The organism is Bacillus sp. DB-2, from assembly GCF_003315125.1.
Classification (GTDB): Bacteria; Bacillota; Bacilli; order Bacillales; family Bacillaceae_G; genus Bacillus_A; species Bacillus_A mycoides.
On the sequence record NZ_QNRN01000001.1, the window covers coordinates 365,922 to 380,797 of the forward strand.

At 37.7% G+C, this 14,876-nt stretch carries 14 protein-coding genes, 2 pseudogenes and 2 other annotated features; of the genes and pseudogenes, 8 read left to right on the forward strand and 8 right to left on the reverse strand.

Annotated elements, in window-relative coordinates:
• Positions 1-121: 121 nt before the first annotated feature.
• The 3 genes from rnhC to DET63_RS01960 all read left to right on the forward strand — a co-directional run bounded on the left by rnhC (position 122) and on the right by DET63_RS01960 (position 1,714).
• Positions 122-1,057, forward strand: coding sequence for a ribonuclease HIII (gene rnhC, locus DET63_RS01950; protein ID WP_113935703.1), 936 nt, complete (start codon positions 122-124; stop codon positions 1,055-1,057).
• 137 nt (positions 1,058-1,194) lie between these two features.
• Positions 1,195-1,449 carry a hypothetical protein gene (locus tag DET63_RS01955; RefSeq protein WP_113935704.1) on the forward strand — a complete coding sequence of 85 codons (255 nt, stop codon included), beginning with the start codon at positions 1,195-1,197 and terminating at the stop codon, positions 1,447-1,449.
• Between the two features lie 13 nt (positions 1,450-1,462).
• The gene (locus DET63_RS01960) at positions 1,463-1,714 is read left to right on the forward strand and encodes a hypothetical protein (protein WP_113935705.1); all 252 of its coding nucleotides are present in this window, start codon (positions 1,463-1,465) and stop codon (positions 1,712-1,714) included.
• A gap of 42 nt (positions 1,715-1,756) precedes the next feature.
• On the opposite strand, the gene DET63_RS01965 is transcribed toward DET63_RS01960, so the two are convergent.
• From DET63_RS01965 to DET63_RS01990, 6 genes are all read right to left on the reverse strand, one after another.
• Positions 1,757-1,891 carry a YuzL family protein gene (locus DET63_RS01965; RefSeq protein WP_002138569.1) on the reverse strand — a complete coding sequence of 45 codons (135 nt, stop codon included), beginning with the start codon at positions 1,889-1,891 and terminating at the stop codon, positions 1,757-1,759.
• An 82-nt stretch (positions 1,892-1,973) separates the two neighbouring features.
• On the reverse strand, positions 1,974-2,876 hold the full coding sequence (locus DET63_RS01970; protein ID WP_088293471.1) for an SDR family oxidoreductase: 903 nt from the start codon (positions 2,874-2,876) through the stop codon (positions 1,974-1,976).
• Positions 2,877-3,005: 129 nt separating this feature from the next.
• A complete protein-coding gene (asnS, locus tag DET63_RS01975; protein WP_002015453.1) occupies positions 3,006-4,397 on the reverse strand; it encodes an asparagine--tRNA ligase in 1,392 nt (463 codons plus the stop codon).
• Between the two features lie 52 nt (positions 4,398-4,449).
• Positions 4,450-4,700 (reverse strand) — a binding site (T-box leader).
• Positions 4,701-4,894: 194 nt separating this feature from the next.
• The gene (gene pheT / locus DET63_RS01980; RefSeq protein ID WP_113935706.1) at positions 4,895-7,315 is read right to left on the reverse strand and encodes a phenylalanine--tRNA ligase subunit beta; all 2,421 of its coding nucleotides are present in this window, start codon (positions 7,313-7,315) and stop codon (positions 4,895-4,897) included.
• Positions 7,316-7,333: 18 nt separating this feature from the next.
• Positions 7,334-8,368, reverse strand: coding sequence for a phenylalanine--tRNA ligase subunit alpha (gene pheS / locus DET63_RS01985; protein ID WP_002015457.1), 1,035 nt, complete (start codon positions 8,366-8,368; stop codon positions 7,334-7,336).
• Between the two features lie 43 nt (positions 8,369-8,411).
• Positions 8,412-8,640: a binding site (T-box leader), on the reverse strand.
• Between the two features lie 92 nt (positions 8,641-8,732).
• Positions 8,733-9,530: a TrmH family RNA methyltransferase gene (locus DET63_RS01990; protein ID WP_002015458.1), complete on the reverse strand. Its 798-nt coding sequence runs from the start codon at positions 9,528-9,530 to the stop codon at positions 8,733-8,735.
• 82 nt (positions 9,531-9,612) lie between these two features.
• On the opposite strand from DET63_RS01990, the gene sspI reads away from it, so the two are divergent.
• The 5 genes and pseudogenes from sspI to DET63_RS02015 all read left to right on the forward strand — a co-directional run bounded on the left by sspI (position 9,613) and on the right by DET63_RS02015 (position 12,304).
• Positions 9,613-9,822, forward strand: coding sequence for a small acid-soluble spore protein SspI (gene sspI / locus DET63_RS01995; protein WP_000009511.1), 210 nt, complete (start codon positions 9,613-9,615; stop codon positions 9,820-9,822).
• A gap of 177 nt (positions 9,823-9,999) precedes the next feature.
• On the forward strand, positions 10,000-10,557 hold the full coding sequence (locus tag DET63_RS02000) for an HD domain-containing protein (protein WP_002143328.1): 558 nt from the start codon (positions 10,000-10,002) through the stop codon (positions 10,555-10,557).
• 139 nt (positions 10,558-10,696) lie between these two features.
• Positions 10,697-11,410 (forward strand): CPBP family intramembrane glutamic endopeptidase, encoded by a 714-nt coding sequence (locus DET63_RS02005; protein ID WP_113935707.1) that lies wholly within the window; start codon positions 10,697-10,699, stop codon positions 11,408-11,410.
• A 142-nt stretch (positions 11,411-11,552) separates the two neighbouring features.
• Positions 11,553-11,923: pseudogene (locus DET63_RS02010) on the forward strand (DNA-binding protein).
• 24 nt (positions 11,924-11,947) lie between these two features.
• Positions 11,948-12,304, forward strand: a pseudogene (locus DET63_RS02015) (ammonia permease).
• A 21-nt stretch (positions 12,305-12,325) separates the two neighbouring features.
• Here the strand turns inward: DET63_RS02015 and DET63_RS02020 are convergent.
• Both DET63_RS02020 and DET63_RS02025 read right to left on the reverse strand, forming a co-directional pair.
• Entirely contained in the window at positions 12,326-14,119 is a 1,794-nt protein-coding gene (locus DET63_RS02020) for a DHA2 family efflux MFS transporter permease subunit (RefSeq protein WP_113935708.1), read from the reverse strand.
• Positions 14,120-14,131: 12 nt separating this feature from the next.
• On the reverse strand, positions 14,132-14,785 hold the full coding sequence (locus DET63_RS02025) for an HlyD family secretion protein (RefSeq protein WP_113935709.1): 654 nt from the start codon (positions 14,783-14,785) through the stop codon (positions 14,132-14,134).
• Positions 14,786-14,876 lie beyond the last annotated feature (91 nt).

Genomic DNA, 14,876 nt, shown 5'->3' on the forward strand with positions numbered 1-14,876 from the left:
CACCGGCCTCCAATCACGTACAGAATCCTAAAGTTTATCATACCATGAACCATCATAATATGGAAACAGAAAGAACAATCCGATATGATAAAAATAACAACATAAAAAAGGAGCGACCATTTTGTCAAATTCTATCGTAATACAAACAAGTTCTACAGTAATTGAAGACATGAAACAACAATACAAACAAGCACTTAGCCCCAAAATTCCGCAAGGCGGTATCTTTATGGCAAAGGTTCCATCTTGCACAATTACAGCCTATAAATCAGGGAAAGTAATGTTTCAAGGTGGACGTGCTGAAGCAGAGGCTTCTCGTTGGCAAACTGTCTCTCAAACACCAAAATCCGCTGTAAAAAAATCGGTCAATTCGCATCAATATGCACCACCTTCTTCTATTGGTACAATGTCGATTTTAGGGTCCGATGAAGTAGGTACTGGAGATTTCTTTGGACCGATGACAGTTGTTGCTGTATATGTGGATGCGAAGCAAATTCCACTTTTAAAAGAACTCGGTGTAAAAGACTCCAAAAACTTAAATGATGCTCAAATTGCTGAGATTGCCAAACAACTCCTTCACGTTGTTCCTTACAGCTCCCTCGTTCTTCATAATGAAAAATATAACGAGCTATTTGATAAAGGAAACAACCAAGGTAAACTAAAAGCTTTACTGCATAACAAAGCCATCACAAACTTATTGGCAAAAATCGCGCCTACAAAACCAGAAGGCATCTTAATCGACCAATTTACACAGCCTGATACATACTATAAATATTTAGCGAAACAAAAACAGGTACAGCGTGAAAATGTTTACTTCGCTACAAAAGGTGAAAGTGTCCATTTAGCAGTAGCCGCCGCTTCCATTTTAGCTCGTTACTCATTCGTAAAACAATTTGACGAACTAAGCAAAAAAGCTGGTATGCAACTTCCGAAAGGTGCTGGTAAACAAGTTGATATTGCCGCTGCTAAATTAATTCAAAAAGTCGGTAAAGAAAGACTACCTGAGTTTGTGAAAGTGCATTTTGCTAATACAGAGAAGGCGTCTCGCTTATTAAAATAGTATCGACAAAAACAGGAGCCTACAAACTCCTGTTTTTTGTTTCGCTTTAGTCCACTCTACTATCGCCTGTGTATTTTTGTTATAATTAAAATATACATATTTTTCAAACATATGAGTTCCTATTACTACTTCTACAAATGATTCTAAATATTTTACTAGGTGATCCACACGAAAGACAGTTCGAAATTAGAGAAAACATTCAGCTACTAAGTGAACAACCAGTGTTCAACGATTTAATAGAGCACTATCGCCGACCTTTCTTATTAAACTTTCGGATTCGAAGATTTATCGGGAAACACGATGCCCGCTTGTTAATACATAATCCAGTAAAGCTGCAACACTTCTGTGAGGAACTTGAACTTATGATTAGAAGAAAAAGATTGTTTACATAAGGAGGGAATTCATATGAACTCTGTTAAAGTTAAAAAGTTATTATATGTTTTCGTACACCTCGTGTTCCCTCTTTCTTACCTTACAATCTCTATCATTTGGGGAGCTTTTTTCACTTCCAAATCCACATTCGAAAATATATCTGATAATCTTTGTGTTATGGCCATCTATTACGTGCTCATAAGCTTACTGTGGTTTTTCTATTTAGATCGATTAGACAAAGATGTAGATAAAATTACAAAAGAGATTAATGATAATAAGATGTAATACATAAAAAAAGGAGAGCCGCCAAGACTCTCCTTTTTTATGTTAGCTTCGTTTCTGCTTCTTATTTGATGAAGGTACTTTATGAGAACCGGTTTCATGCGTTGTTGTTCCTTGTCCTTCCACCTCTGGAGAACCTAGGACTGATCTAGAATGATCTGTTTTCACTTTCTTACTCATTACAATCACCCCCAAGATTACTTTTTACTTAAGGGTAAAAAACTATTCAACATAACCATCTGAACATATACTGGCTACTCTTTTATCCTCCTGTCTGCTTTTCACTAATGTCCCATAGACGTTTTGCGACATCCTTATCCAAAGCGGCTTCAGATGTTTTCCCCACTTGCTTGTCGGCATAGTAACAGCCACTATGGTCAATGAATCCATTTGATTCTGCTAGCCATATTAAAGTTTCCGCACCTTCCTCGGGTGTACGAGAGAAAGGTTTCATTGCCGCCATAGTTAAGCGAGCAACCAGACCATTGTCCTGGTTAAAATTCGTATTCACTAGCCCCGGGTCAAAGCTATAAGCACTAACACTCGTTCCCTCCAACCGCTGTGCCAATTCAGAGGTAAATAAAATGTTAGCTAGTTTTGTTTGCGCATAACGCATTGTAGGACCGCCCATGAACTTCTTAACACCGCGATACAGTTGTTCTGCATCTAGATCACCGAAATCAATTCCCTTTTTAGCCATTTTGTGACCGTGAGATGCGGTGGTAATGACACGAGCAGGAGCACTTTCTTTTAAACGCTCCAACAACAAATTAGTGAGTAAGAATGGACCTAAATGGTTTACTGCCCAGGTCATCTCCAAACCGTCCTCCGTAATTTGCCTTGTTTGAAATAAAGCACCAGCATTATTCACTAATATATCTATTCTCGGACACCTTTCTAAAATATCAGTAGCTACCCGGCGTATAGATTGTTGGGAAGCCATATCAGCCAGAAATAAATCTACCACCACATTCCCATTCGTTACATCCTTAATTTGAGTCATAGCATCATTCGCTTTTGCCTCGTTGCGTGCAATAATTCCTAGCTTGGCACCACGCTCCGCAAATGCCTTAGCTGCCGCTAATCCAATACCACTTGTGGCACCAGTGATTACTATATACTTGTCACGCAATGTCCACTTTGTATGACTTGGAATCTCCCCCATTGTACAAGAACCCCTTCCCTTGCCCATAAATATTTCATTCGTTTTACTATATCTGAGAGATGAACGAACCTATGAACAACATTTTTCCAAACAAAAAAAGCGAGAGCAGTTGCTCTCACTTTTTTTATCTTAAAACTCAGAAGAACCTGGAGTTCTTGGGAATGGAATTACGTCACGGATGTTAGCCATGCCAGTAATGTACATTAGGAAGCGCTCGAAACCTAGACCGAATCCAGCGTGTTTTGTACCGCCGTATTTTCTAAGCTCTAAGTACCACCAGTAGTCCTCTTCGTTCATACCTAATTCTTTAATTCTGTCTACTAAAACGTCCATTCTTTCTTCACGTTGACTTCCGCCGATTAATTCGCCGATGCCAGGAACTAGAAGGTCAGTAGCTGCTACTGTTTTACCATCTTCGTTCATACGCATGTAGAATGCTTTAATGTCTTTCGGATAGTCAGTTACGAATACAGGGCGTTTGAAGATTTCTTCTGATAAGTATCTTTCGTGCTCTGTTTGTAAGTCAATACCCCATTCTACTGGGTATTTAAATTCAGCACCTGATTCTTGAAGTACTTTAATTGCTTCTGTATAAGTGATGCGACCGAAGTCAGAGTTGATCACGTTGTTCATGCGCTCTAGAACTGTTTTATCAACGAAGCTGTTGAAGAAGTCCATTTCTTCTGGTGCATGCTCTAGTACGTATTTCATTGCATATTTCAGCATATCTTCTGTAAGATCCATTACATCGCCTAACTCAGCGAATGCAATCTCAGGCTCAACCATCCAGAACTCAGCTGCGTGGCGAGTTGTGTTTGAGTTTTCTGCACGGAATGTAGGTCCGAATGTGTACACATCACGGAACGCTAATGCATAAGCTTCAGCATTCAGCTGTCCACTTACTGTTAAGTTTGTTTCTTTGCCGAAGAAGTCTTTTGATTCGTCAACTTGTCCGTCTTCACCTTTTGGTACGTTGTTTAAATCTTGCGTTGTTACGCGGAACATTTCGCCTGCACCTTCTGTATCACTACCAGTAATAATTGGTGTGTGAACATGTACAAATCCACGCTCTTGGAAGAATTGGTGAATTGCAAATGCTGCGATAGAACGCACGCGGAACGTTGCAGAGAATGCATTTGTTCTTGGACGTAAGTGAGCGATTGTACGTAAATATTCAAACGTATGACGCTTCTTTTGAAGTGGGTAATCAGAATCTGATAAGCCCTCGATATCAATTTTTTCTGCTTTAATTTCAAATGGTTGCTTCGCTCCAGGCGTTGCAATTACTTTACCTTCTACTTTAACTGAAGAGCTAAGTGGAAGCTTTGCAATTTCTTTGAAGTTCTCTAATTCTGTATCGAAAACGATTTGAACACCTTTGAAGAAGCTACCGTCGTTTAATTCGATGAAACCAAATGCTTTTGAATCACGTAAGTTACGAATCCAACCCGATACTTGTACTGTTTGATCTGCATACTTTTCTGTATCTCTATACAGACTTTTTACTAATGTGTTTTCCATAGTAAAATTCTCCTTTACTCATATATTTAAATACAAAAAAACCTTTCATCCATAAAGGGACGAAAGGTTAAACTTCGCGGTACCACCCAATTTGTCATAAAGACCAACTTTAACTCGTATGTAATACATACTTCCCGGTTTGTAACAGGCCGGATTCCCGTCTAAGTCTACTCTTGAATACAAGCTTCAATTTCGGTTAGCAACTCCAAGGTGTTCTTCACATATACCGCCTCATCAGGCTCTCACCGTCCCTGACTCGCTTTGGATTAAGTATATACTACTTTTCCTTATCATCGTCTTTCGTTTTGTTAAACTAAAATTAATGTACTACATTCGAGAGAAAGATGCAAGATGCCAGAAAATATATCAGCGATTTTCGCAATATATCGACCGTAACTCCAAATATATCAGCGATTTTTATAATATATCGACTTACCGACATTTTCCGACAATCGTGCCATAAAAAAAATTGCCGGACTTAATCCGGCAATTTTTTATTACTTACGTAACTCCGCACCAAATTTCTCTTCTACCGCTGTTAATACACGGTTATGTGCTTCTGTTACTTCTTCGTCTGTTAATGTACGTTCTGCATCGAAGTAGTTCATAGAGAATGCAAGTGATTTCTTGCCTTCTTCCATTTTTTCACCTTCGTATAAGTCGAATAGTGCTACGTCTTTCAGAAGTTCTCCGCCAGCTTCAGCAATGACTTGCTTCATTTCACCAGCTTTTGTTTCTGTTGTTACTACAACAGCCATATCACGTGTCATAGATGGGAAACGTGGAATTGCTGAGTAGTAAGTTCCCTCAGCGTCTGCACCGAATACTTTTGCAAGAGATAATTCGAATACGAATGTATTTTTCACATCTAATTGTTTTTCTGTTTCCGGGTGCAATTGACCGATGAATCCGATTGCTTCACCATCTAATACGATGTCAGCTGTACGGCCTGGGTGCATGCCTTCACGTTTTGCTGGTGCATAAGTGATTTGATTTGCCACGCCAAGTACGTCGAATAATCCTTCTAATACACCTTTAACAACGAAGAAGTCTACAACTTTCTTCTCACCTTGCCATGCATGGTGAAGAGCAAGACCTGTCATAACACCTGCAAGATGTTGTTCTTCTTTCGGAAGTTCTCCTGCTTCTGTTGGTAAGAAGATAGAACCTACTTCATATAATGCAACGCTGTCGTTTTTACGTGCAACATTGTATGAAACTGCTTCTAACAATTGTGGCACTAAGCTTAAACGAAGTTGGCTACGCTCTTCGCTCATTGGAAGCGCAAGATTTACAGGAGCTTTTTCGTTCGGCTCAACCATATATTGTTTCGCTTTGTCAGCGCTTGTTAATGAATATGTGATTGCTTCATATAAACCAGCACCTTCTAGGAAGCGGCGTACTTTACGACGTTTCGTTTGTGCTGATGTTAATTTACCACGTGTCATTGTTCCAGATGGTAATGTAACTGGAATGTGATCATAACCATACAGACGACCTACTTCTTCTACTAAGTCTTCTGAAATTGTAATGTCAGGACGACGTGCTGGTACATTTACATGGAATGTTCCTTCTACTTCTGTGAATGGGAATTTTAAGTTTGTGAACATTGTACCCATTTCACTCGCAGAAATATCTGTACCTAATACACGGTTTACTTTTTCAGCTGTAACAGATACTGTACGTTCTTGTACTTGTAAGTTATCAGCTTCTACTACACCTTCAAGTGCTTCTCCACCAGCGTATTTTGCCATTAAAGCAGCTGCATGCTGAATTGCTTCAAATGTACGTGTTGGGTCGATTCCTTTTTCAAAACGTGCACTTGATTCGCTACGAAGACCTAAGTCTTTTGATGTACGACGCACTGTTTGACCTGCAAAGTATGCAGACTCAATTAGAACGTTTACTGTCTCGCTATCAACTTCAGAATCCGCTCCGCCCATTACACCAGCAACAGCTAACGCTTTTTCACCGTTTGTAATAACAAGGTGGTGGCTTTGTAACGTACGTTCTTGAGCATCTAATGTTTGAATCTTTTCGCCTTCTTTTGCAAGACGAACAACGATTTCTTTTGAACCTAATTTATCGTAATCGAATGCATGTAACGGTTGACCGTATTCCATTAAAATGTAGTTTGTAATATCAACTACATTACTAATTGGACGAATGCCAGCTGCCATAAGACGAGTTTGCATCCACATTGGTGATGGACCAATCTTTACGTTCTTCACCATTTTTGCAATATATAATGGGTTTTCTTCTTTCGCTTCTACACTTACAGAAATGTAATCAGAAGTTTTTTCTGCTGTTTCTTGTAAGTCGATAGCTGGAAGCTTTACTTCACGGCCGTAAATAGCAGCTACTTCATATGCAACACCTAACATATTTAAGCAATCTGCACGGTTTGGTGTTAAACCAAGCTCAAGTACTTCATCGTGTAAGTTTAAAATTTCAAGTGCATCTGCACCAACTTCAGCGTCACTTGGGAAAATGAAAATACCATCTGCGTATTCTTTTGAAACTAACTTCCCATCAATGCCAAGCTCTTGAAGAGCGCAAACCATACCGTGAGAAGCTTCACCGCGTAGTTTTGCTTTTTTAATTTTGAAGTTACCAGGAAGTACAGCGCCAACTTTTGCAACTGGTACTTTTAAACCTTTTGCAATATTAGCAGCTCCACAAATAATTTGAACCGGCTCTTCTTCACCGATATCGATTAAGCATTTGCTTAATTTATCAGCTTCTGGGTGTTTTTCACATTCTAATACGTGACCAACTACAACACCTTTTACACCTTTATTTAATACTTCAACGCCTTCTACTTCAATACCACTTTTCGTGATTTTGTCTGCTAGTTCTTGTGCCGTTACATCTTTAATATCTACATACTCTTGTAACCAACGATATGATACGAACATATTTATCCTCTCCTTCCCTTACGCTCGTTTGAATTGTTGTAAGAAACGTACATCATTTGTATAGAAATGACGAATGTCATCTACGCCGTATTTCAACATTGCGATACGCTCTGCGCCCATACCGAATGCGAAACCTTGATATTCTTTTGAATCATAACCAGCCATTTCAAGTACGTTCGGATGAACCATACCTGCGCCTAAAATTTCAATCCAGCCAGTCCCTTTACAAGTGCCGCAACCTTTACCGTGACACATCATACAAGAAATATCCATCTCTACAGACGGCTCTGTGAATGGGAAGAAACTTGGACGAAGACGGATTTCACGATCTTCACCGAACATCTTTTTCACGAATACTTGCAGTGTACCTTTTAAGTCACTCATGCGAATGTTTTTATCAATTACAAGACCTTCAATTTGCATGAATTGGTGTGAATGCGTTGCATCATCGTCATCGCGGCGATACACTTTACCAGGACAAATAATTTTAATCGGTCCTTTTTCTTTATTCTTTTCCATCGTACGTGCTTGCACAGAAGATGTATGTGTACGTAGTAACGTTTCTTCTGTAATGTAGAATGTATCTTGCATATCACGCGCTGGGTGATCTTTCGGTAAGTTTAATGCTTCGAAGTTGTAGTAGTCTTTTTCTACTTCTGTTCCTTCAGCTACTTCATAACCCATACCGATGAATACATCTTCAATTTGTTCAACAACTGCTGTTAACGGATGGTGACAACCTGTTTCAACAGGACGACCTGGCAGTGTAACATCAATTGTTTCAGTAGCTAATTTCGCCTCAATTACTGCTTTTTCTAAGTTACCAATTTTGTCTTCTAGACGCGTTTGAATCGCTTCACGTACTTCATTTACTAATGCTCCCATACGTGGACGCTCTTCTGCTGATAATTTTCCCATGCCGCGTAATACTTCTGTAATTGGACCTTTTTTCCCTAAATACGCTACGCGTACGTCGTTTAAGCCCTTTAGCTCTTTCGCTTCTTCAATAAGCTCTAACGCTTTTTGCTTTAGCTCTTTTAAACGTGCTTCCATTTGGAACCCTCCTAATTTTAAAAATAAAAAAACCCCGCTCCCAAAAAGGGACGAGGTAAATTCGCGGTACCACCCTAAATTGACAGAACAAGTCTGCCCACTCATTAGTTATAACGATCAATTCTGACCGGAACGCCTTTACATATAAATGGTCCTGGCGCCAACTCCAGAGGTGAATTCACTTCCATCTACCATAAGAATGCTTTCAGTCTACGGCACTCTCTCCCTATATGGCGATTTTGTAAGCTACTCTTCTCTATCAACGTTTTTCATTAATATACTTTTATTATATGTTCAAAAAAGTTCGATACTCATTTCACCACTTTTTTATGAACATGCACTTCAACTTATTATAAGAAGTTTTTTATCGATTCGCAACTGGGCTTTGTAAATAATACGTTAAAATCCCTGCTGCAACCGCAACATTTAATGATTCTGCCCCGCCGTAAATCGGAATATACAAGTTTTGATCACTTTTCGCAAGAATTTCTTGGCGTACGCCGCTTCCTTCATTCCCTACAATTAATGCAAAACTTCCAGCCGGGGTTACTTCACCAAATGGAACTCCATTTTCAAGAGCTGTTCCATATACAGGGACGTTATTTTCTTTTAACTTGTCTACCCATTCTTCTAAGTTCCCTTTCACAACCGGTAAGTGGAAAATAGAACCTTGTGTAGATCGTAGTACTTTACTATTATAAACATCAACGCACCCTTCTCCAAGCACAACGGCATGAATACCCGCTGCATCCGCTGTACGAATAATCGTTCCCAAATTACCTGGGTCTTGAAGGCCGTCTAATAAAAGAAATTTCCCATCAGTAAGAGCTACTTCTTTTTCATGTTTCTCACAAACAGCAAATACACCTTGCGTTGTTTCTGTTTCGCGAAGTACTTTTACAATTGCTTCAGGCACAATATACATTTCAACATCATTAACTGTCCAATCTTTCGGAAGATCTGTCTGATCTGAAACGATAAGTTCTGTTACAACTCCTGCCTTTAACGCTTCCTCTACTAAATGGAATCCTTCTACAAAAAATAAAGCTTTGTTATCGCGCTCTTTTTTCGTCTGCAGCTTTTTCCACTGCTTCACACGCGGGTTTTGTACTGAATCAATGTTTTTCATAATATGTATTTCCCTCTCTTCTTGTCTTATCATTATAGCCTATTTTTCATACATATTTACATAAAAAAGAACAAAAACTAACGTCAGTTTCAATTCTGAAGAAGAGGTGAAGATAATGAGTTTTAATTTACGCGGCGCGGTATTAGCGAATGTATCTGGAAATTCACAAGATCAATTACAAGAAACGATTGTCGATGCAATTCAAAGCGGTGAAGAAAAAATGCTTCCAGGTCTTGGCGTTTTATTCGAAGTCATTTGGAAAAATGCTGATGAAAATGAAAAACACGAAATGTTAGGAACACTGGAGCAAGGATTAAAAAAATAAACAATAAAACGTCACCTTAGAAAAAAAACTAAGGTGACGTTTTATGTCTATAAAATTTTTCTTCTCCTAAACATTTCTACTTTACTAACGCTGATTGATGGAGTACAATATTCAAAATACATTTAAACCGATCGATTTTCTTCATATACATCATTGGATAAAAGGAGTGAATGTTTTATGCAACGTATTACGCTTGAACAAGTTTTTAAACATCACATTACACAAAAATATGTAAACCGTTCTGGAATGGTCCACGCGATTGCTGTCGCTTACCATGCGTTTCACTTAGCCAAAAAGCATCACGCCTCAGTCGATGCTGCGACAAAGGCTGGCTTCCTTCATGATATCGGACATCATACGTGGTACACAGGCGGCGAATGGGACTATGACTTGTATAAAAAGAATGATATACATGCGATTAAAGGGGCAGAAAGATCTCATAAATTGCTTATTAGATTAGGAGAACATCCTAAACTAGCAAAAGAAATTTCTATTGCGATTCTTCTTCATACAGATTCTTTCTTAGTACAGCAAGAAATTGAAAGAACATCTCTTCAAAACATTATTAAATGGGCAGACGAAGCAGATGAAGAACCGGGTGGAGCGCACCATTATAGAACGATTTCTTACGAAAAAGCACTTAAAGCTATTCAGCAATTAGACCGATTGGTAGAGCGTGAATTACAAATAGAGCAAAAGAAATTGAATGACAAGGCAGAACATAGTTATCAATGAGAAAGAGGCATCACTATAGGGTGATACCTCTTTTATTATTTTGCGAAAAATACACCTTTGTATGTAATATTTAAATGTTACACTCAAAAGCAAAATACTTTATAATTAAATATACAAATATAAAGAGGTGATTTTACAAATGCAACCCGCTACACAACTTTCTAATGAACAGAAATACTCTATGTCATGGGGACAATTTATTAGCTCCGTTTTATTCGCTTTTTTCGGAACCGGACTTATTACTGTGTTCCTCGCAATGCCCTTAACAATTTATACAGCCGGTCTTACAGATAAAAAACAAATTGCCCTGTATGAATCTATTGCAAATACTGCAAGTATCGTATTACAACTAGCCGTGTTGTTATTCTTCATTTTTAAATTCGAACCCGCAAAAAAATTACTACTAAAATCTTTTAACTTTAAAGTACTTAAAGAATGGCGTACATACGTATACTTACTTCTTTTCTTCGCTATAAACATTATACTCAATTACATCTTGTTAAATTATGTGTTCCAAGACGCAACGAAGCAACAATCTTCCGCACTAAACTTAGACATTTTTAAGCAGTATCAAATATTATTACTTCTCGGCTTCGCTATACTCACACCAATTTTTGAAGAACTTATTTTCCGTGGTTTTATACTTCGCTTCTTCTCAGAACGCTTTCCATTTTGGATTGCAGCCATTTTAACAAGCTTCTTCTTCGGTATCGCTCATACATACTCACTTGGAGTAATGGTAATTACTTTCTTCATGGGATTATTAATGGCTATTTTATGTAAAAAAACAAATTCCATTATTCCAGCTATGTTATTTCATATTATGAATAATATGTTAGCATTCTTGAGTTAGAAAGAGGTATCATCGCGATACCTCTTTTATTAATTCGTATCATCACTTCTCATTTCTATCAATTTATACATATTTATTAATAACATCCAAAATAAACCTCATGTAGTAAAATATAACTCATCACCATAGAAGAAGAGTATTTATGTCGAGCTTACTTTGGATTTTTTATATGCCACTTCTTGTTTTATGCGGATTTTTCGGTGGTATTTTTTTATTATTACTAGCATTAAACATCTTAAATTATTTGTGGGTTTAATGGGGCTACTTAGTCTATCTTTTGTCACACTACCTTTTGTTTTTTGGGGCATGGGGGTGAATAGCGATACGATCCTCCCTATTTCAACTACTTTATATTGGATACTGTTTTCTTTAACTGGATTATTGGCAGGATTAAATGGATTACAGGCAAAGATTAAAAGTATACGTAATATGGGATTCATTATTTTTATCGCTGGCATATTAGGGGTTATTTTCTGGGTACTTATGTCTGTAGGGGATTCATTCTATATATAGTATTTTATCGGAGGTAATACAGAAGTGTTTGGAATATTAACTTGGATGGTTTTGGCTCTTACTTTGATGTTATGCCAATTCATCGTTGGCATTTTTTTAATTATTGCTGGCATTAAATATCGTAAATCACTTACTATTATAGCTGGTTTAATTAGCATATCGCTTATCGTTGTTCCTATCATTTGTATAGGTTTTGGAATAGACTCAGAGGGGACACTTCCAATTTCAGGAATTTTATATTAGTGTTTCTTCTCTTTAGCTGGGCTATTAGCTATTATAAGTGGCAGACAAATATCCAGCATTCGTGCTATGGGGACAATTTTGTTTATAACAGGGCTGTGCTCCGTAGCTGGTTATCATTTTTTATATCTCACTCTTTAAAAAGACAAAAAAGCAGGGAAATTAATTCCCTGCTTTTCTATTTGGTTTATTGCCTGATGGTAAGAAGAACGATAACACCCAAGCAATACCGGCTAATATAGTTGCAATTAAGAAGGCATCGTTAATACCGTTAATTGCAGATAGCTTTGAAATTTGTCCGAATAATAGTTGTGTACTCATCGCATCTCCTGCTTGAGCTGATCCGGCTAATGCCGCTAAGCTTTGGCCCATACCGTATACTTTATCAACTAAAATCGGGTTTGACGTTGTTAACATATTGCCGTAATCCGCTACGTGAGCAGTAGTTTGTTGCGTCATAAGCGTGATTAATATCGCCGTTCCAATTGAACCAGCTACTTGTCTTGACGTATTTTGCGTTGCTGTGCCGTGAGAAATTAATTTCATCGGCAATGCATTCATACCAGCTGTCATAATTGGCATCATAATGAATGACATACCAATTGAGCGTATAATATAATCCGTCATAATAACGCTATACGGCGTATCCATCGATAACGTTGTAAATTTATATGTCGCAAATGTCGTAATGGCTAATCCGACAATTGCTAACGGACGAATACCATACTTATCAAATAGTTTACCTGCAACTGGTCCCATGATCCCCATAATTAATGATCCTGGAAGTAATAATAAACCAGATTCCATCGGTGTAAAACCGCGAATGTTTTGCAAGTATACTGGAAGTAATAACATACCTCCGAATAAGGCCATCGTTACAATCGCGTTAATTACTAATGTGAAAGTGAACGTCGGATATTTAAACACTTGTAAATCAAGCATTTTATTGTCTGTTGTTAACTCTCTCCAAATAAATACAGCTAAACCAATGACACCGATGATAAGTGTTATAACAACTTCTGCACTAGTCCAGCCATTATTTCCAGCTTCACTAAATCCGTACAGTAAGCTACCTAGTCCAATACTTGAACTAATAACACCGAATACATCTAACTTTGTTTTAGACACTGGCTGAGCTAGTGTAAAGAATTTTAAAGATAAGAACGTAATAATTAAACCGATAACAAACATCCCATAGAACATTAAGTTCCAGCTATAGTTTTCAATTACCCAACCTGTTACAGTTGGTCCGATAGCTGGTGCTAAAATCATCGCTACCCCAAGTAGTCCCATAGCTGCTCCGCGTTTATTAGGCGGGAATAATGTCATGAAGATATTCATACCAACTGGCATTAAAATACCTGCACCAACCGCTTGAATAACGCGGCCCGTCATCATCATTGTGAAGTTTCCTGATGTAGCACAAATGATAGATCCTACAGTGAAGAATAACATTGCTGCTATGAATAATTTACGATACGTAAATCGTGAAACTAAAAATGCACTGATTGGTACTAAAATTCCGTTTACAAGCATGAAGCCTGTAATTAACCATTGTGCTGTTGAAGTTGATACGTTAAATTCGTTCATTAATGGAGGCAGTGCAACATTAATGATCGTTTGGTTTAAAATAGAAACGAACATACCGAGAATTAATACAGCTACAACTGCTTTTACATTCACATTCTCTACCGGCAATTGTCTCTTCAGCATTTCTTTTTCCTGTTTTACTTGCTCTTGCTTCCCTGTTTCTAATTCCACTACGTTAGAAGCTTCTGTTTCTTGTTTTTGTTCAAGTTCTTTCTCTACTGTTTCTGCTTGACTTACTTCTATCTTACTTACGGCTGGGACTTGTTCTTCTCCCACATTCGTTTTTTTCTTTCGTAAAAGACGATTTATAAGGAAGAAGACGATTATACAAAATAGTGCATATCCTACAATTGCAATTGAGGACATCTCATCTCCCCCTTACTTATGAATACGAACTGACACATTCATTCCAGGAACAATATTTACTGATTTACTATGATCTAAAGAAATTTTAACTGGTACAACTTGCTTTACTTTCGTATAGTTCGCTGTTGAGTTACTTGATGGTAACATCGAGAATGTATTCGCCGTTGTTAATCCAACTTGTTCTACTTTTCCTGTTAACGTTGTATCTGGGTATGCATCTACATACACATCTACTGTTTGGCCTTTTTGAACATCATCAATATTTGTTTCTTCAATATTTGCTGTTACCCATAAATTGTTCATATCAAATGCGTAAGCAATTGGGCTTCCTGCTCCAACGAACGCATTAGGTGTTGCGTTTGATTGTACAACTGTTGCATTTTGTGGAATTGTTACATCTACTGTTTGCTCACCATTTGCTCCTGCTACAGTAACCGCACCTAATTTATCGTTCTCATTGTAGTTTTTTCCTACTTCAGCTTTCCAGTCTGTTAATTTACCTGCTACTGGTGATGCAATTGGGATTACTTTCCCATCAATCTTTGCATTTTCTGTTTTTAAATAGTTTTCCGATTGATTGTAATAGTAATAACCGCCAATACCGCCGCCAACTAATACAATTAATGTGATAATGTTGATAATTACCATTCTTCGAAACTGATTCATTGCATTCCTCTCCTTATATCGCATATAATTTTTTTCTAAACTATTTACACCCTTAGTGTTTATATTGTTTAATTGTTAATTATATTAACCT